This is a genomic window from Streptomyces sp. B21-105 (assembly GCF_036898465.1).
In the GTDB taxonomy this organism is placed as follows: domain Bacteria; phylum Actinomycetota; class Actinomycetes; order Streptomycetales; family Streptomycetaceae; genus Streptomyces.
In genome coordinates, this window is record NZ_JARUMJ010000001.1 from 4,938,145 (window position 1) to 4,955,869 (window position 17,725).

The following is a 17,725-nucleotide window of genomic DNA, read 5'->3' on the forward strand; positions in this document are numbered from 1 at the left end:
GGGTTGGCGGTACTGTCCGCGCATGAATCAGCTCCCCTGCACTTTGGAAGCCCTCGTTGTGCGCACCGACTTCTCGGCAGACGGTGCGTGGGACGCTCTGCGTTCGTCGCTGTTCTCGCCCAGCAAGGACGGTTTCTTGGCCAACGTCGCAGTCGTCGATGACCGGATGTACGGGGGTTTGACATCCAACCAGGCCCTCGACCTGATCCCCGCGGCGTACCAGCATCCGCTTCTTGTCTTAGCGGACTCTGTAGCCCTCGCCTCGACTGAACGGCCACTCCTCGTGCTGGACCTGCAGGGTGAGCGTGGGCGTGGTGTCCGCGTTGTGGCAGCCCAGCTGTGGAGCATTGAGAACAACCTCTCGGGCGCGAACATGGACTTCGAGGAGTTCGCCGGCGCCGTCGACGAGGACGGCGTCTTCCGAGGTTTCTGAGTCACTGGCCGTGGGGCGGTTTTAGGCTGCGGACGCGCTGGGGCGCCCGCCCCAGCGGATGCCCTTCTCGCTGCGGCTGCGGGCGCGTTCCTTGCGTTCTGCGGCCAGGACGTCGCGGTGGCGGGCGTTGGCGTTGCGCCAGCGCAGGTAGGCGTGCAGGGCCCGTGTCTGCACGGTGTGGTTGGGGTGGTGGGAGTTGGCGATGGTGAACTGCCGCAGTGGTCCGAAGTGAGCTTCGATCGGGTTGGCCCAGGAGGCGTAGGTCGGGGTGAAGCACAGTTCGACCTTGTGGTTCCTGGCCCAGCGGCGGATGTCGGCGCCTTTGTGGGCGGACAGGTTGTCCAGGATCACGTAGATCGGGGCGCCGTCGGGCCGGGCGGCGCGGATCGACTTCAGTGCGGCCAGCGTGTTGGCGGCGCCCTTCCTGCGGCGGTTGACGCCCCACAGGGTGTCGTCGCCGACCGAGTAGCAGCCGTGGAAGTACCGCACACCGTGGGTGCGATGGTAGGTGGCCGGCACCCGGTCGGGTCTGGTCTGCGTGGCCCAGCAGCTGCCGCCGGTGGGTCGGATCCCGAGGGGGCCGAACTCGTCGAAGGCGAAGACCCGGTCCGGGAAGCGGTCAAGGACCTCCTCGATCCGGTCTAGCTTCCCCTCGCGCTCGGGGTCGGGGGATTCCTTCCATGTTTTGGTGCGCTGGAAGGTGACACCGCGGCGGGCGAGCAGGCCGCGTAACGCCTCACGGCCGATGCGAATCACCCGGCCGTGGACTTTCCGCAGGTAGGCGACGAGCTTGCGCAGCGACCAGCGGGTGAAAGGCTGGCCGAGTTTGGTGGGGCGGGTGATGGCCGTCTGGATGACGAAGTCCTCGTCGTCACGACTGAGCAGGCGGGGACGGCCTCCCGCCCACCGAGGGTCCAGACAGGCCAGGCCGATCTCGTTGAAGCGGTGGATCACATTTCGGACAGTGTCTTCGTCGGCCTGCACCAGCTGGGCGATCACCGGCACCCGGTTCCCGCCGGCCGAGGCCAGCAGCATCATCGCGCGCCGATAGCGCACCGAGTTGGTGCTGCCCCGACGAACGATCTGCTGCAGCTTCTGCCCTTCCTGGTCGGTCAGTCTGCGCACACGGACAGGCTCGGCCACCGCGCCTCCAGCGGTCGGATCGGACGTCACTCCACATCCAACCGCCACGACCACCGACCCGGCGAACCTATGCGGTCAGAGCACTAGCTGCGCCCTTATGGTGCGGATGTGGTGCGCGCCCCGCTAGCCGGTCTAGACAACAAAGAACCCCCGGGTCGTCGACCTGGGGGTTTCGTGTGGAGCGGGTGACGAGAATCGAACTCGCGCTCTCAGCTTGGGAAGCTGATGTTCTACCATTAAACTACACCCGCGTAAAACGCCGGTCCGAGCCGGTGTCGGAACGCTCCGTCACTCTACCTCATGCCGGGCCCCGGGCGTCGAAGCCTCGGGGCCCGCTTGCGTCGGCGGGGCGGGATCGCTGTGTGGGCGACCGGAGTTGGGGCGTACGGTGGTCGCCTGGAAGTGGGGTCGGGCGGGGTCGGGGTGCCGCCTGGAGGGCCGCCCCGTTCGTCCCGTAATGTGGCTTTCAGTGTCCGGCGAGCAGCAGCCGGACGCGGCTCTTGGGGAAGGGACTCATGGACTTGATGGAGCGCACCGTCGTCCGTTGTGCCGATGGGCATGTGTTCAGCACCGCTTCGTTCCCGATGCAGCAGGCCGAGCGGCTCGGTCCCGGACGGCTCGTCCGGTGCCCTCGTTGCGCCCGGTTGCGCAGTGCCGTGCCGGTGACGCTCGAGAAGCGGTAGTGGCGGGCGCAGAACGGTAAGCCCTGGCGCGCGGAGTCGTCCGATGGTGGTCGCTCCGCGCGCCTTGCGTATCCTCGGGACGTGCTTCTCTCAGACAAGGACATCCGGGCCGAGATCGACGCCGGGCGGGTACGGATCGATCCCTACGACGAATCCATGGTGCAGCCGTCGAGCGTCGACGTGCGACTCGACCGATACTTCCGGGTGTTCGAGAACCACCGCTACCCGCACATCGACCCCTCCGTGGAGCAGGCCGACCTGACCCGGCTCGTGGAACCCGAGGGCGACGAGCCGTTCATCCTCCACCCCGGGGAGTTCGTGCTCGCCTCCACGTACGAGGTCGTCAGCCTTCCCGACGATCTCGCGTCGCGGCTCGAGGGCAAGAGTTCGCTCGGGCGGCTCGGACTGGTCACCCACTCCACGGCCGGATTCATCGACCCCGGCTTCTCCGGGCACGTGACCCTCGAGCTGTCGAACCTCGCCACCCTGCCGATCAAGCTGTGGCCCGGTATGAAGATCGGGCAGCTGTGCATGTTCCGGCTCAGTTCGCCGGCCGAGTACCCCTACGGCAGCGACCGCTACGGGTCGCGGTACCAGGGGCAGCGCGGGCCGACGGCGTCCCGCTCGTTCCTGAACTTCCACCGGACCCAGGTGTGAGCGGCGGCACGGACGGCGCGGGGCCGGCCCGCGAGAACCTCAGCTACGAGCAGTTCGGGACGGCCGTCCGGGAGCTCGCGCAGACCATCGCGGACGACGGGTACGTCCCGGACGTCGTGCTGAGCATCGCCCGTGGAGGCGTCTTCGTCGCCGGCGGGCTCGCCTACGCCCTCGACTGCAAGAACATCCATCTGGTCAACGTCGAGTTCTACACCGGCGTCGGGACCACGCTCGACATGCCCGTCATGCTCGCGCCCGTTCCCGACGTCATCGACTTCTCCGACAAGAAGGTCCTCATCGCCGACGACGTCGCCGACACGGGCAAGACGCTGAGGCTCGTCCGCGACTTCTGCCGGGACGCCGTCGCCGAGGTGCGCAGCGCCGTCGTCTACGAGAAGTCGCAGTCGCTCGTGAAGTGCGAGTACGTGTGGAAGCGGACGGACGACTGGATCAACTTCCCTTGGAGTGTCCTGCCTGTGGTGCGTAGGTCGGGGGAGCCGGGCGCGCCCTCGAAGGACGCCCTCTGACAGGGCGTGACTCGCGCGGACACCGCATCCCCGTCCCCGTCCCTATTCCGTCCGCAATGGTTTCAGGGGGCCCTGGAGGGAAGGTCCTCCGAAGCCCCCTGCGGAGGGCCCTCATGGGGAGGGCCGTGTCGGTGGCATCTCTCGGTCAGCGCTTGTGCAGCGTCTTCACGCCGTCCGGTTCGAAGTCGTAGACGTAGTCGTTGAGCCGGAGGCCGTCGACCGCACCGATCCACATGAAGTCACGGCCCTTGCCCACCGCGACCGTCAGGACGGTCGGCTTGGCGTTGCGCGACGTGAACGCGGTCTTGAGCGCGCTGAAGGTGCACGGGGTGGCCAGAGCGCAGCCAGTCACCGTGCCCGCGTTGCCCGTGAGGAACCAGCCCCCGGTGGTCGTGGCGTCGAGGAACGGGCTCCAGCTGTTCACGGTCGGGGACGCCGCCGGCAGCCACACCAGGGAGGAGTAGTCGGAGCTGCTGTTCAGGTTCGGGTCGATCTCGAACCTGATGTTCGGCATGTTCGTCACGCCGCCGTACGAGATGTTCTCGCCCGTCTGGAAGACGTGGAATCCCACTCGGCGCAGGCTCAGCAGCGACTTGCCGTAGAAGTCCACCTCGTTGCCGAAATCGACCTTCTCGACCACCTGAGGGTTCACCGTCTGCGTCGCGCCCAGCACCTCGATGCCCAGGCTGCCCCGGCCGTACGGCGGCCGTGCGGACGTGCCGGTCACGCCGAACGAGCCGAACGGCCCGTTGCGCAGCGCGGCGACGGGGGAGCCGATCGTGTTGCGGGTGATCACGCCCCAGTGGTCCGCGCGGGCCCGGACGTCGTCCGTGCCGGCGACGGCGGTTCCCGGAAGGATCATGGCGATGACGGCGACCAGCAGGGCGGCCACGAGCACCGGTCCCCGCCTCAAGCCAAAGCGAGCTTTCACGCACACTCCCAGTACGAGGTGGTAGGGAGCAGTCACGTTATCTGACACTCTGTAGTCGAAGTGATGCGACATGCGGTTGATGTGACATTTTGATGGGTTTCGAATGGGTCGTGTGTGTCGCTCTCCGTCAGGTGCGGGGACGTGGAAGGGCCCCCGCCTTTTCGTTGGCGGGGGCCCCTCACGTGACTGCCGTGGGCTGTTAGAAGGTGCCCAGCTTCACGATCGACAGCAGGGCGATCAGCTGGATCGACGACGCGCCCAGCGCCTTCGGCCACGGCAGGTCGTGGGAGCGGCTGACCATCATGGTCAGCAGCGCGCCGGCGGCCACCCACGTCACCCAGCCGAGCAGCTGGACGAACGACGCGTCGCCGCCGAAGAACATCGCGACGACCAGGCGCGGTGCGTCCGTCAGGGACATGATCAGCATGGAGAGGCCGACGGTGGGCTGCCACGCGCCGTTGCCGCCGAGCTGACGGGCCAGCGTGTGGGTGACCACGCCCAGCACGAGCGAGCTCAGCACCATCGCGACGGCCGTCGTCAGGACGATCGGGATCGCGTTGGAGAGCGTCGCGTTTATGGCGTCCGAGCGCGCGCCGTCGAAGCCGAAGACCGCGAGCAGGCCGTAGAGGAACGTGACGACGAGGGCCGGGCCCCACATCGTGTAGTCCCGCATCTGGAGGAAGGTCTGCTGCGGGGCGAGGACGATGCCCTTCAGCAGTGCCTTCCAGGGCAGGCGCGGACCGACCGGGCCGGCGGGCGCGGACCCGGCGTGGTAGGTGCCACCCTGGTTGTACGGGTCGTACTGCTGGTGGTCGTCGATCGAGAAGGCCTGGGTGTGGCCCGGGTTGTTCGCGGCGTACGGGTCGTGCGGGACGCCGCCGTGTCCGCCGGGACCACCCGGGGCGCCGTACGGGGCGTCGCCGCCGAAGTACTCCGGCTCGTCACCGCCGTGTCCGCCGTGGCCGCCGCCGTTCGCCTGCGGCCACTGACCGCCGCCCGCGCCGCCGTACTGCGGGCGCTGCGGGTACGGCTGCTGGGCCGACGGGTAGCCGTAGGACGGCCCGGAGGGACCCGCCGGACCCGACGGCCCCGAGGGACCCGACGGTCCTGAGGGCCGCGACGGTCCCTGGGGCGCCTGCTGCCCGTACGGAGGGTGTTGCGGTCGCGTTTGCGGGGCGCGGTTGTCCCGGGCGCCGCGTCCGATCCTGAATCCAGCCACGTCTTCGAACGTACCTGGTCCCGCGGAGTGACGTGCCAAGGCCGCCGTCCGCACATGGCTTTGCTGCCGAGCTGTGACATCCCCTAAGGGGAGTAACGGGGCTGGATCGGGGGGTTCTTCAGGGGTGTCACGGGGTGGCGAAGGGGTGTGGGGTGCGAGGTGCGGGTGGAGGGGAGGGGAACGGCGACGCCCCCGTGTCCGGGGACACGGGGGCGTCGGTACGGCGTCCGGGCTACGCGGTCACTTCACCGGCTGGGGCTCCGGCTCGCTCTCGGTTTCCGTCTCGCCGGCCGGGGGCTCGTCGTCGACCGGTGTCTTGACCGACTCCAGGAGGAGCTGGGAGACGTCCACGACCTGGATGGACTCCTTGGCCTTGCCCTCGTTCTTCTTGCCGTTGACCGAGTCGGTCAGCATGACGAGGCAGAACGGGCAGGCGGTGGAGACGATGTCGGGGTTGAGGGAGAGGGCTTCGTCGACGCGCTCGTTGTTGATGCGCTTGCCGATCCGCTCCTCCATCCACATCCGCGCGCCGCCCGCGCCGCAGCAGAAGCCGCGCTCCTTGTGGCGGTGCATCTCCTCGTTGCGCAGGCCCGGGACGTTGGCGATGATCTCGCGCGGCGGCGTGTAGATCTTGTTGTGCCGGCCCAGGTAGCAGGGGTCGTGGTAGGTGATGATGCCCTCGACCGGGGTCACCGGGATCAGCTTGCCCTCGTCCACCAGGTGCTGGAGCAGCTGGGTGTGGTGGATGACCTCGTAGTCGCCGCCGAGCTGCGGGTACTCGTTGCCGATGGTGTTGAGGCAGTGCGGGCAGGTGGCGACGATCTTCTTCGCCGACCTGGGCTTCTTCGACTCGGGCGTCACGTTGCCCTCGTCGTCCGTCTCCTCGCCGAACGCCATGTTCAGCGCCATGACGTTCTCCATGCCGAGCTCCTGGAACAGGGGCTCGTTGCCGAGGCGGCGGGCGGAGTCACCGGTGCACTTCTCGTCGCCGCCCATGATCGCGAACTTGACGCCCGCGATGTGCAGCAGCTCGGCGAAGGCTTTCGTCGTCTTCTTGGCGCGGTCCTCGAGGGCGCCGGCGCAGCCGACCCAGTACAGGTACTCGACCTCGGTGAGGTCCTCGATGTCCTTGCCGACGACCGGCACCTCGAAGTCGACTTCCTTGAGCCACTCGAGGCGCTGCTTCTTGGCCAGGCCCCAGGGGTTGCCCTTCTTCTCCAGGTTCTTGAGCATCGTGCCCGCCTCGGACGGGAACGCGGACTCGATCATCACCTGGTAGCGGCGCATGTCGACGATGTGGTCGACGTGCTCGATGTCGACGGGGCACTGCTCGACGCACGCGCCGCAGGTGGTGCAGGACCACAGGACGTCGGGGTCGATGACGCCGCCCGCGGCGAAGCCGCTGTCGGATACCGCTTGGGCGGCGCCGATGAGGGGACGCTCGGCCTCGGCGAGAGCGGCCGCGGGGACGTCCTTGAGCTGCTCCTCGGAGGCCTTCTCGTTGCCCTCCATGTCCTTGCCGCCGCCGGCCAGCAGGTACGGGGCCTTGGCGTGCGCGTGGTCGCGCAGGGACATGATGAGGAGCTTGGGGGAGAGCGGCTTGCCGGTGTTCCAGGCGGGGCACTGCGACTGGCAGCGTCCGCACTCGGTGCAGGTGGAGAAGTCCAGCAGGCCCTTCCAGGAGAACTGCTCGACCTGGGAGACGCCGAAGACGTCGTCGTCGCCGGGGTCGGTGAAGTCGATCGGCTTGCCGCCGGACGTCATCGGCTGCAACGCGCCCAGCGCCGTCCCGCCGGTCGCCTCGCGCTTGAACCAGATGTTCGGGAACGCCAGGAAGCGGTGCCAGGCAACGCCCATGTTGGTGTTGAGCGAGACCACGATCATCCAGATGAACGAGGTGCCGATCTTCACCATCGCGGTGAAGTAGACCAGCGTCTGGAGGGTGGGGACGCTCAGCCCCTTGAAGGCCAGCACCAGGGGGTACGAGGCGAAGTACCCGGCCTCGTAGTGGTCCACGTGGTGGAGGGCGCCCTCGAGGCCGCGCAGCGTGTAGATCGCGAGGCCGATGGTGAGGATGACGTACTCGACGAAGTACGCCTGGCCCGCCTTGGAGCCCGCGAAGCGGGACTTGCGGCCGGGGCGCGAGGGCAGGTTCGACAGCCGGATCGCGATGAGTACGACGATGCCGAGGATCGTCATCACACCGATGAACTCGGTGTACATCTCCAGCGGCAGCCAGTCGCCGACGACCGGCAGCGTCCAGTCGGCCTGGAAGAGCTGGCCGAAGGCCTGCGCCAGGGTCGGCGGCAGGGTGAGGAAGCCGATGGCGACGAACCAGTGGGCGAAGCCGACGATGCCCCAGCGGTTCATACGCGTGTGGCCGAGGAACTCCCGTACCAGGGTCACGCTGCGCGCGTAGGGGTTGTCGGTCCGGGCGCCGGCCGGGAGCGGCTGGCCCAGTTTGAAGTACCGGACGAACTGACCGATGGCGCGTGCGAGCAGCGCGACGCCGACCACGGTCAGGACCAGCGACACGATGATCGCGGCGAGTTGCATTTGGGGGCTCCTCGGGCCTGCGAGGGGACTTCGATCGAGATTACTAAGCGGTAACTTATGCAGTCCGTCTGAGAGTACCCCTTATTCTGCGTCGCACTGTAGCGGGGAGCGGAGTGATCTGAGTCGCTCAGGGTTCCCTCGGAATCAGGGGACAATCCGGCCGTGTTATTCGTACCAAATTGGTACATTTATGACTAATTTATATCCGTGCTCTACGGGATCGCTGCCGCCACCGCCGCCCTGTTCCTCGCCGCCGTCCTCGCCGCGCTGCTGCGCGTGCCCGCCCTGCGCCTCGGTCTGATCGACCGACGGCAGCGACAGCGGCGGGTGCCCCTGTCCGGGGGCGCCGCCGTCGTACTCGCCACCTGTGCCGTCGCCGTCGTCGGCGACCGGACGGGCGTCGCCCCGCTCGGGGACGGCGTCGGGGTGCTGCTCGTCGCGGGCGGCGCCGTCGCCGCGCTCGGGCTGGTCGCGGACGTGTGCCGGCTCAAGACGCGCTTCCTGGCCGTCGGCACGGCCGTCGCGGCGGCCTTCGTGGTGCCGTACGGGGAGACGTACGGGGAGATGGGAGGGATGCACGGGGACGCCTGGACCGTCGCCGGGGTGGTCTCCGCGGCCATGGGCGTCGGCTGGATCACCTTCGTCGCCCTCGCCTTCCGGGCGCTCGACCATGCCGAGGGCGTCGCCGGGACGGTCGGCGTGCTCACCGCCTTCGGGGTGGCCGCGTGTGTCGCCGTCGAGGTCATGGGCGGACTGGTGGTGCTGCTGAGCGTGCTCGCCGCCGCGCTGACCGGCTTCCTCATGCACAACTGGCCTCCCGCGCGTGTCGCCCTGGGGGCCTGCGGCTCGCTCTTCGCCGGCTTCCTGCTCGCCGCGGCCGCCGTCTTCGCCCGCGCGGGGCACGATCCGCTCGTCGGCACCGGGGTGCTGTTCGCGCTCACCGCGGTCGGCGCGGCGGACGTCCTGCTGGTGACGGTGTCGCGGCGGCTGGCCGGACGGCCCCTGCTGCGCGGCGCGCCCGACCATCTCGCCCACCGGCTGCGCCGGCTCGGGCTCACCGCACAGGGGGCGGCCGTCCTGCTCGGCCTCGCGGCCTTCGGTGCGGTGCTCGTGGGGGTGCTGGTGCACGCCGGGGTGGTCGAGGTGCGGGCGGTGTCATGGGTCGTGGGCGGGGCACTCGTCGTCGCGCTCGGGCTGTCGCGGGTCCAGGTCTACGGGCCGCCACGCGCGCGTGGACGCCTGTACGGGCAGCCGGGCGGGCCTCCCGGTGGGCCGCCCCGCGCGCGTGGGCGCCGGCTCGGCGGGCCCGACCGGCGTGCCCGGCGGGCGCCGGAGGCTCAGGCTTCCCGGGAGGCTCAGGCATCCCGGGATGTGCGGGAGGCCCGGGAGGCCCGGGAGGCCCGGGAGGCCCGGGAGGCCCGGGAGGCCCGGGAGGCGCGGCGGGCGCCCGTGTATGCGCCTCGGCGTCAATCCGAGGGCGGTGCGCATCACCCGGAATCCGGTGAACGACGGCCTGGGCGCGCGGTGTCGACGCAGGTCAACGGATCCTTGCGTGTAAGGAACGGATAAGAGTTGAGCGGGCCCGACTCAGGTCTGTTGACCGCGCGGTGAGCTTCGTGCACACTTGAGTCCGTTCCACTCAAGTCAGCTGGAGGAAGATCACCATGGCACGTGCGGTCGGCATCGACCTGGGCACAACCAACTCCGTCGTCAGCGTTCTGGAGGGCGGCGAGCCCACCGTCATCACCAACGCCGAGGGTGCCAGGACCACGCCGTCCGTCGTCGCCTTCGCGAAGAACGGTGAAGTCCTCGTGGGTGAGGTCGCGAAGCGGCAGGCGGTCACGAACGTGGACCGGACCATCCGTTCCGTGAAGCGCCACATGGGCACGGACTGGACCATCGAGCTGGACGGGAAGAACTTCAACCCGCAGCAGATGAGCGCCTTCATCCTGCAGAAGCTCAAGCGCGACGCGGAGGCCTACCTGGGCGAGAAGGTGGCCGACGCGGTCATCACCGTCCCGGCGTACTTCAACGACTCCGAGCGCCAGGCGACGAAGGAAGCCGGCGAGATCGCCGGCCTCAACGTCCTGCGCATCGTCAACGAGCCCACCGCGGCCGCGCTCGCGTACGGCCTCGACAAGGACGACCAGACGATCCTCGTCTTCGACCTCGGCGGCGGCACCTTCGACGTGTCCCTCCTGGAGATCGGTGACGGCGTCGTCGAGGTGAAGGCCACCAACGGTGACAACCACCTCGGCGGCGACGACTGGGACCAGAGGGTCGTCGACTACCTGGTGCAGCAGTTCAAGGCCGGCCACGGCGTGGACCTCGCCAAGGACAAGATGGCGCTGCAGCGTCTGCGCGAGGCCGCCGAGAAGGCGAAGATCGAGCTGTCCTCGTCCACCGAGACCTCGATCAACCTGCCCTACATCACGGCGTCCGCCGAGGGCCCGCTGCACCTGGACGAGAAGCTCACCCGCGCCCAGTTCCAGCAGCTGACGGCCGACCTGCTGGAGCGCTGCAAGACGCCGTTCCACAACGTCATCAAGGACGCCGGCATCAACCTCTCCGAGATCGACCACGTCGTTCTCGTCGGCGGTTCGACCCGCATGCCCGCCGTCGCCGAGCTCGTCAAGGAGCTGACCGGCGGTCAGGACGCCAACAAGGGCGTGAACCCGGACGAGGTCGTCGCCATCGGCGCCGCGCTCCAGGCCGGTGTCCTCAAGGGCGAGGTCAAGGACGTCCTGCTCCTCGACGTCACCCCGCTGTCCCTCGGCATCGAGACCAAGGGCGGCATCATGACCAAGCTGATCGAGCGCAACACCACGATCCCGACGAAGCGTTCGGAGATCTTCACGACGGCCGAGGACAACCAGCCGTCGGTGCAGATCCAGGTCTACCAGGGTGAGCGCGAGATCGCGGCCTACAACAAGAAGCTCGGCATGTTCGAGCTGACCGGTCTGCCGCCGGCGCCCCGCGGCGTCCCGCAGATCGAGGTCGCCTTCGACATCGACGCCAACGGCATCATGCACGTGACCGCGAAGGACCTCGGCACGGGCAAGGAGCAGAAGATGACCGTCACCGGCGGCTCCTCGCTGCCGAAGGACGAGGTCGACCGCATGCGCCAGGAGGCCGAGCAGTACGCGGACGAGGACCACCGCCGCCGCGAGGCCGCCGAGGCCCGCAACCAGGGCGAGCAGCTCGTCTACCAGACGGAGAAGTTCCTCAAGGACAACGAGGACAAGGTCCCCGGCGAGGTCAAGACCGAGGTCGAGGCCGCCGTCGAGGAGCTGAAGGCCGCGCTCAAGGGCGAGGACACCGCCGAGATCCGCACGGCCACCGAGAAGGTCGCCGCGGTCTCGCAGAAGGTCGGCCAGGCCATGTACGCCGACGCCCAGGCCGCGCCCGGCGCCGACGCCCCGCACGGTGACGCCCCGAAGGCCGACGACGACGTCGTGGACGCCGAGATCGTGGACGACGAGCGCAAGGACGGTGCCGCGTGACGGAGGAGACCCCGGGCTTCGAGGAGAAGCCCGACGTCCCCTCCGGCGCCACCCCTGAAGACGCCGAGCCGAAGGCCGCCTCCTCGTCCGCTCCGGCGGACGGGGCGGCCCCGGCCGGGGACGCGAACCAGACAGCCGGTCTCGTGGCCCAGCTGGACCAGGTGCGCACCGCCCTCGGCGAGCGCACCGCCGACCTCCAGCGCCTCCAGGCCGAGTACCAGAACTACCGCCGCCGGGTCGAGCGCGACCGGATCGCGGTCAAGGAGATCGCCGTCGCGAACCTCCTGACCGAGCTCCTGCCCGTGCTCGACGACATCGGCCGCGCGCGGGAGCACGGTGAGTTCGTCGGCGGCTTCAAGTCGGTGGGCGAATCGCTGGAGACCGTCGCGGCGAAGATGGGCCTGCAGCAGTTCGGCAAGGAAGGCGAGCCCTTCGACCCGACGATCCACGAAGCCCTGATGCACAGTTACGCGCCCGACGTCACCGAGACGACGTGCGTGGCGATTCTGCAGCCGGGGTATCGGATCGGCGAGCGCACCATCCGTCCCGCGCGGGTGGCCGTCGCCGAGCCGCAGCCCGGCGCGCAGGCGGCGAAGGGCGACGAGGCGGAGGCGGGCGACGACAAGGAGAGCGGTGGCCCGGACGAGGGCTGAGCTTGATCGGATGAGCGGACGGAAGGAGGGACGTCGAGGATGAGCACCAAGGACTTCATCGAGAAGGACTTCTACAAGGTCCTCGGCGTCCCCAAGGACGCCACCGAGGCCGAGATCAAGAAGGCGTACCGGAAACTCGCCCGCGAGTACCACCCGGACGCCAACAAGGGCAACGTCAAGGCGGAGGAGCGCTTCAAGGAGATCTCCGAGGCGAACGACGTCCTCGGCGACCCCAAGAAGCGCAAGGAGTACGACGAGGCGCGCGCCCTCTTCGGCAACGGCGGCTTCCGCCCGGGCCCGGGCGCGGGCGGCTCCTTCAACTTCGACCTGGGCGACCTCTTCGGAGGCGGCGCTCAGGGCGGCGGCGCCCAGGGCGGCTTCGGCGGCGGCATCGGGGACGTGTTCGGCGGCCTGTTCAACCGCGGCGGTGCGGGCACGACCCGCACCCAGCCCCGGCGCGGTCAGGACATCGACACCGAGGTCACGCTCACCTTCACGGAGGCGATCGAGGGCGCGACCGTCCCGCTGCGGATGTCCTCACAGGCCCCGTGCAAGGCGTGCTCGGGTACGGGCGACAAGAACGGCACACCGCGCGTGTGCCCGACCTGCGTCGGCACCGGCCAGGTGGCCCGGGGTTCGGGCGGCGGCTTCTCGCTGACCGACCCCTGCCCCGACTGCAAGGGCCGCGGCCTGATCGCCGAGCACCCCTGCCTGGACTGCAAGGGCAGCGGCCGCGCCAAGTCCTCGCGGACCATGCAGGTCCGCATCCCCGCAGGGGTCACGGACAGCCAGCGCATCCGCCTGCGGGGCAAGGGCGGTCCGGGCGAGCGCGGCGGTCCGTCGGGCGACCTCTACGTCGTCGTGCACGTCGGCGCCCACCCGGTGTTCGGCCGCAAGGACGACAACCTGACGGTGACCGTGCCGGTGACGTTCACCGAGGCGGCCCTCGGCGGCGAGGTCAAGGTGCCCACGCTCGGCGGCCCGGCGCTGACCCTGAAACTCCCGCCCGGCACGCCCAACGGCCGCACCATGCGGGCGCGCGGCAAGGGCGCGGTCCGTAAGGACGGCACCCGCGGCGACCTGCTGGTCACCGTCGAGGTGAGTGTCCCGAAGGACCTGTCGGGGAAGGCTCGTGACGCACTGGAGGCGTATCGCGAGGCGACCGCGGGCGAGGATCCGCGGGCGGAGCTGTTCGAGGCCGCGAAGGGAGCTTGAGAGTGATGGACGGCCGTCGGCGTAACCCGTATGAACTGACTCAGGAGACCCCGGTCTACGTCATCTCGGTGGCGGCCCAGCTCTCCGGTCTGCACCCGCAGACGCTGCGTCAGTACGACCGTCTTGGCCTGGTCTCTCCCGACCGCACCGCCGGCCGGGGCCGCCGCTACTCGGCCCGTGACATCGAACTGCTGCGCACCGTCCAGCAGTTGTCGCAGGACGAGGGCATCAACCTGGCCGGCATCAAGCGGATCATTGAGCTGGAGAACCAGGTCGCCGCGCTCCAGGCCAGGGCCGCGGAACTGGAGGCCGCGCTGGACGGCGCGGCGGCGGCCATGCAGCAGCGGGAGGCCGCGGTGCACGCCTCCTACCGGCGGGACCTGGTGCCGTACCAGGAGGTGCAGCAGACCAGCGCGCTGGTGGTCTGGCGGCCGAAGCGGCAGCAGCAGAAGTCCGACTGAGACGCACCGCGAGGCACGGATCGGGGCCCGGAGGTTTCCTCCGGGCCCCGATCTCGTGCACCGGTGGGTCACCGGTGAGGTCCCGGCTGCTGTCCGTGCCAGTTCCCGGGCGGGCCCTGGGTCCAGTCACCGCCACCGCCACCGCCACTGGCACCGGGGTGCTGCGGCTACCACTGCGGCTGTCCCTGCGACGGTTGCTGCGGTTGCTGCGGGGTGGGCCGCGGGCGCATAAGAGTGCTGAGGCGCGGCGCGGCGGGGTACGGGTGCTGTGGCGCGGGGTGTGCGGTGCCGGAAAGGCGACCGTGCCGTCGCCGACGGACAGCTCCCGGCACACCAGGGTCTGCGTCAGGTCGACGACGATGACCGGCCGGTCCTGGAGCGCGGAGGCGCCGAAGACGGTGAGGAAGCCCTCGCGGCCGCGCTGGCCGCCGTCGATGCCGGCGCGGCGCGTGACGTCGTCCCGGATCGGCTGGAGCACGGTCAGTTCGGCGCCGGTGGGCGGACGCGTCTTGAACAGCAGCCTCGCGAGGCCGCGGCGCGCCGCGAAGGGTGCAGACCGGCCAGGGAAGCATCGGCAGCGACGACTGGTGCGTCGTCCTGAAGAAGACCGACTAGGACCGAGCCGGTTGCCGAGCCGGTTGCCGAGGGGCTGCCGAGGGGCTGCCGACGTCTTCGGGAGTTCTCGGCTCCCCTCGCCGGCCTTCGCCGCCCCTCGCCGGCCCGCCGCGGTCCGTGTCGGCCGGGTCGTTCCTTGAGCCCGGCCTTGGACCGATTTGTCCGGTCAGACCTTTTCAGGGCCTCCGCTTCGTCTCCATGTGTCTTCACGTCCTGAGCGCAGTGTGACGTTGCTCCTTCGTTAAGCGGTTCTGCTTGACGGCGGCGGCCGCCGCCGCGTTGGCTGCACAGATACCCGGGTCACCAATGCCGCACCCCGGTCCGCAACGCCCCGAACGCACCTGAAGTGAGCACCCGAAATGCGTCGTATCGCCATAGCTTGTGTCGCCTCCGCGATGTCCCTCTCACTCGCCGGGTGCGGGATGCTGGGGGCCTCGGAGAAGACCAGCAGCGCGACACCGACGCGGACCAACGCGATCACTGTGGGTGTACTGATGCCGGAGGAGACGAACACCCGGTACGCGGAGTTCGACTACCCGATCATCAAGAGGAAGGTCGCCGCGCTCACGGACAACCAGGGCAGGACCGACTACGCCAACGCCGCCTCGGACGAGAAGACCCAGGACCGGCAGATGCAGAAGATGATCGACGACAAGGTCGACATCATTCTGCTGGACGCCGTCGACGCGAAGGCGATCGCGCCCATGGTGAAGAAGGCCAAGGAGGCGAATATTCCGGTCATCGCCTATGACCGTCTCGCCGAGGGCCCGATCGACGCGTACGTCTCCTTCGACAACGAGCTCGTCGGCGAGGTGCAGGGGCGCACCCTTGTCGAGGCCATCGCCAACGCCGACACCTCCGACAAGATCGTCATGGTGAACGGCTCGCCCGCCGACCCGAACGCCGCCCAGTTCAAGGAGGGCGCGCTCAGCGAGCTCAACGGCAGGGTCACGATCGCGAAGTCGTACGACACCGACAAGTGGAGCCCCGACGTCGCCCAGGCGAACATGACGAAGGCGATCGCGGCGATCGGCAAGGACGACATCGCCGGCGTCTACTCCGCCAACGACGCCATGGCCGGCGGCATCATCAAGGCCCTGGAGGCGGCCGGCGTCAAGGACGGCGACCTGCCCCCGATCACCGGTCAGGACGCCGAACTGCCGGCCGTGCAGCGGATCATCACCGGCGAACAGTTCATGAGCGTCTACAAGCCCTACCCGGCCATGGCCGAGGCCGCCGCCGAGGCCGCCGTCGCCAAGGTCCAGGGCCGTGACCTCCAGTTCGAGGCCCTCACCCGTGACACCGTCGACAGCCCGACCGACAAGGCGATTCCGGCCAAGCTGGTCACGGTGGTCGCGCTGACGAAGAAGAACATCAAGCAGACCGTCATCGCGGACGGCATCTACAAGGTCTCCGACATCTGCACCGCCAAGTACAAGGCCGCCTGCCAGGCCCTCAACCTGGCCTGACGCACCGGCCAACGCCCGCGACCCGCGGGACCCCGCGAAGACTCCGGAGTTCCACGAAGACCTCGCAGGCGGAGTTCCGCGAAGGCCTCGGAGAGAAGACCACCGGCTCGGCGCGCCTACCGCGCCGGGCCGGTGTCCGTGTTCCCCCGTATCCCTCGTATCCCCCTCGTGGTGCCCCCGTGATGCCCCCTCGGGCTGCCCGGCCGGACTCCCCCGTGGCCCGGCCGGGTCGGTTCTGCCTCCCCCGTGTGCGACGCACCCGAGGGGAAGCGGAATCAACGATGCACCGCCGCAGGCGTCCTGCACCACCGTCAGCTTGTTGCAACGTGAGGGGAGGAGGCCGGGAGAAAATCGCACAGACGGGTGGTTTTTCCAGCCTTCGGCCGGAGGAGCCGTGTTGCGGACCTGGTCCGGGCCGCGCATAGTTGCGCTCCGGAAGCGGCGTACGGCGGGGGTGAGATGCGCGATGGCCAGGCACGGGGCAAAGGAGCATCCACACGGCGCCGACCGACTGTGCGAGGCCGGGGATCGCGTGTATTCCCGGGCCGTACGGCGCGGTCGGGTGGCGCGTACCGACTCGGAGGCGGTTCCCTGCCTCCTGGAGCTGGCCCTCCTGCACCCCGACCCCGACGACATGGACTGGCTGGTACCGACCTCCCCGCAGGAGGTCATGACCCGTCTGCTGCGCGGGGTCTACGACGAGGTGAGCGCCGGTCAACGGCGGATGGGCTCGGCGGTCGCCGCCTTCGAGTGGTACGCCGGTCTGGGCAGTTCCGCGCGCGGCACCGGCGCAGGCGAGGGCGCGGCGATCCGCGTCCTGGACGGCGACTCCCGCATCCAGGCCGCCCTCGACGCGGCGACCGAGGCGTGCACGACCGAGGTGCTCACCGTGCAGCCCGGCGGCATCCGGCGTGAACACGAGCTGTCGGAGGGACTGCACCGTGCCCTGGAGTTGCGCGGCCGTGGCGTGCGCATGCGGGACCTCTACAACCACGTCGCCCGGCACGGCCAGGGTCTGCTCAACTACCTGGAGCTGATGGGCGACACGGTCGAGGCCCGCACCCTGGACGAGGTCATCGACCGGCTGATCCTCTTCGACCGGACGGTCGCCTTCATCCCCGCCAACACCGACCGCACCATGGCCCTGGAGCTGCGCCACCCGGCCCTGATCTCCTACCTGGTGACGGTCTTCGAACGGCTCTGGCGGCTGGCCGTCCCGCTGACCGCTCCGCTTCCCGACACCCGGATCGAGGGCATCTCGCTCCGAGAGCAGTCCATCGCCGCGCTGCTGGCGGAGGGCCACCAGGACGCGGTGATCGCCGAGCGGCTCGGCATCAGCGTCCGCACCTGCCGGGCCCACATCGCCCGCCTCTCGGAGACGCTGGGCGCGGCGAGCCGGACCCAACTGGGCGTGCGCATCGCCCAGGTGGGCCTCGACGGTCCGTCGGAAGAGGACGCGAGGGGCCCGCGGGAGAGCGGGTCGTCGGACGGGGCGGCGGAGAACGCCCCGCACGGGGTGGCGGAGACGGTCGTTTCGGGCCCACCGGCCCCCTCACCGGACGCCGCTCCGGTTCCGTCACCGGCCCCCTCACCGGACGCCGCTCCGGTTCCGTCACCGCCGCCGTCATCGGACGCCGCTCCGGCCCCCTCGCAGCGGCCC

Annotated in this window: 12 protein-coding genes, 1 tRNA gene and 2 pseudogenes; 10 read left to right on the forward strand and 5 right to left on the reverse strand. The window is 69.6% G+C overall.

What is annotated here, in order from left to right:
* The first annotated feature begins 22 nt into the window (after nt 1–22).
* Nucleotides 23–433 carry a DUF6924 domain-containing protein gene (locus tag QA802_RS22315; protein ID WP_319171404.1) on the forward strand — a complete coding sequence of 137 codons (411 nt, stop codon included), beginning with the start codon at nt 23–25 and terminating at the stop codon, nt 431–433.
* Between the two features lie 21 nt (nt 434–454).
* On the opposite strand, the gene QA802_RS22320 is transcribed toward QA802_RS22315, so the two are convergent.
* The gene (locus QA802_RS22320) at nt 455–1,576 is read right to left on the reverse strand and encodes an IS630 family transposase (protein WP_319171405.1); all 1,122 of its coding nucleotides are present in this window, start codon (nt 1,574–1,576) and stop codon (nt 455–457) included.
* 177 nt (nt 1,577–1,753) lie between these two features.
* Nucleotides 1,754–1,827 (reverse strand) — tRNA-Gly (locus tag QA802_RS22325).
* 513 nt (nt 1,828–2,340) lie between these two features.
* Here QA802_RS22325 and dcd point away from each other — a divergent pair.
* Both dcd and QA802_RS22335 read left to right on the forward strand, forming a co-directional pair.
* Nucleotides 2,341–2,916, forward strand: coding sequence for a dCTP deaminase (gene dcd, locus QA802_RS22330; protein ID WP_319170868.1), 576 nt, complete (start codon nt 2,341–2,343; stop codon nt 2,914–2,916).
* The gene (locus QA802_RS22335; RefSeq protein ID WP_334525573.1) at nt 2,913–3,443 is read left to right on the forward strand and encodes a phosphoribosyltransferase; all 531 of its coding nucleotides are present in this window, start codon (nt 2,913–2,915) and stop codon (nt 3,441–3,443) included. Before dcd ends, QA802_RS22335 begins: the two co-directional genes overlap by 4 nt.
* A gap of 145 nt (nt 3,444–3,588) precedes the next feature.
* Here QA802_RS22335 and QA802_RS22340 read toward each other — a convergent pair whose 3' ends face one another.
* The 3 genes from QA802_RS22340 to QA802_RS22350 all read right to left on the reverse strand — a co-directional run bounded on the left by QA802_RS22340 (nt 3,589) and on the right by QA802_RS22350 (nt 8,149).
* A complete protein-coding gene (locus tag QA802_RS22340) occupies nt 3,589–4,341 on the reverse strand; it encodes a hypothetical protein (RefSeq protein WP_334525575.1) in 753 nt (250 codons plus the stop codon).
* Between the two features lie 232 nt (nt 4,342–4,573).
* Nucleotides 4,574–5,593, reverse strand: a complete 1,020-nt coding sequence (locus QA802_RS22345; protein ID WP_334525577.1) for a Yip1 family protein — start codon at nt 5,591–5,593, stop codon at nt 4,574–4,576.
* Nucleotides 5,594–5,833: 240 nt separating this feature from the next.
* The gene (locus QA802_RS22350) at nt 5,834–8,149 is read right to left on the reverse strand and encodes a (Fe-S)-binding protein (RefSeq protein ID WP_334525579.1); all 2,316 of its coding nucleotides are present in this window, start codon (nt 8,147–8,149) and stop codon (nt 5,834–5,836) included.
* Nucleotides 8,150–8,356: 207 nt separating this feature from the next.
* Here QA802_RS22350 and QA802_RS22355 point away from each other — a divergent pair.
* The 7 genes and pseudogenes from QA802_RS22355 to QA802_RS22385 all read left to right on the forward strand — a co-directional run.
* Nucleotides 8,357–9,406, forward strand: a pseudogene (locus QA802_RS22355) (MraY family glycosyltransferase); the annotation flags it as partial.
* Nucleotides 9,407–9,813: 407 nt separating this feature from the next.
* The gene (dnaK, locus tag QA802_RS22360) at nt 9,814–11,652 is read left to right on the forward strand and encodes a molecular chaperone DnaK (RefSeq protein ID WP_319170873.1); all 1,839 of its coding nucleotides are present in this window, start codon (nt 9,814–9,816) and stop codon (nt 11,650–11,652) included.
* On the forward strand, nt 11,649–12,305 hold the full coding sequence (grpE, locus tag QA802_RS22365; RefSeq protein WP_057577950.1) for a nucleotide exchange factor GrpE: 657 nt from the start codon (nt 11,649–11,651) through the stop codon (nt 12,303–12,305). Before dnaK ends, grpE begins: the two co-directional genes overlap by 4 nt.
* Before the next feature lie 39 nt (nt 12,306–12,344).
* On the forward strand, nt 12,345–13,520 hold the full coding sequence (gene dnaJ / locus QA802_RS22370; protein WP_319170874.1) for a molecular chaperone DnaJ: 1,176 nt from the start codon (nt 12,345–12,347) through the stop codon (nt 13,518–13,520).
* Nucleotides 13,521–13,525: 5 nt separating this feature from the next.
* Entirely contained in the window at nt 13,526–13,981 is a 456-nt protein-coding gene (locus tag QA802_RS22375; protein ID WP_319170875.1) for a heat shock protein transcriptional repressor HspR, read from the forward strand.
* A gap of 974 nt (nt 13,982–14,955) precedes the next feature.
* Nucleotides 14,956–16,065: a sugar ABC transporter substrate-binding protein gene (locus tag QA802_RS22380; RefSeq protein ID WP_334525584.1), complete on the forward strand. Its 1,110-nt coding sequence runs from the start codon at nt 14,956–14,958 to the stop codon at nt 16,063–16,065.
* Between the two features lie 466 nt (nt 16,066–16,531).
* Nucleotides 16,532–17,509 (forward strand): annotated as a pseudogene (locus QA802_RS22385) (helix-turn-helix transcriptional regulator); the annotation flags it as partial.
* Nucleotides 17,510–17,725 lie beyond the last annotated feature (216 nt).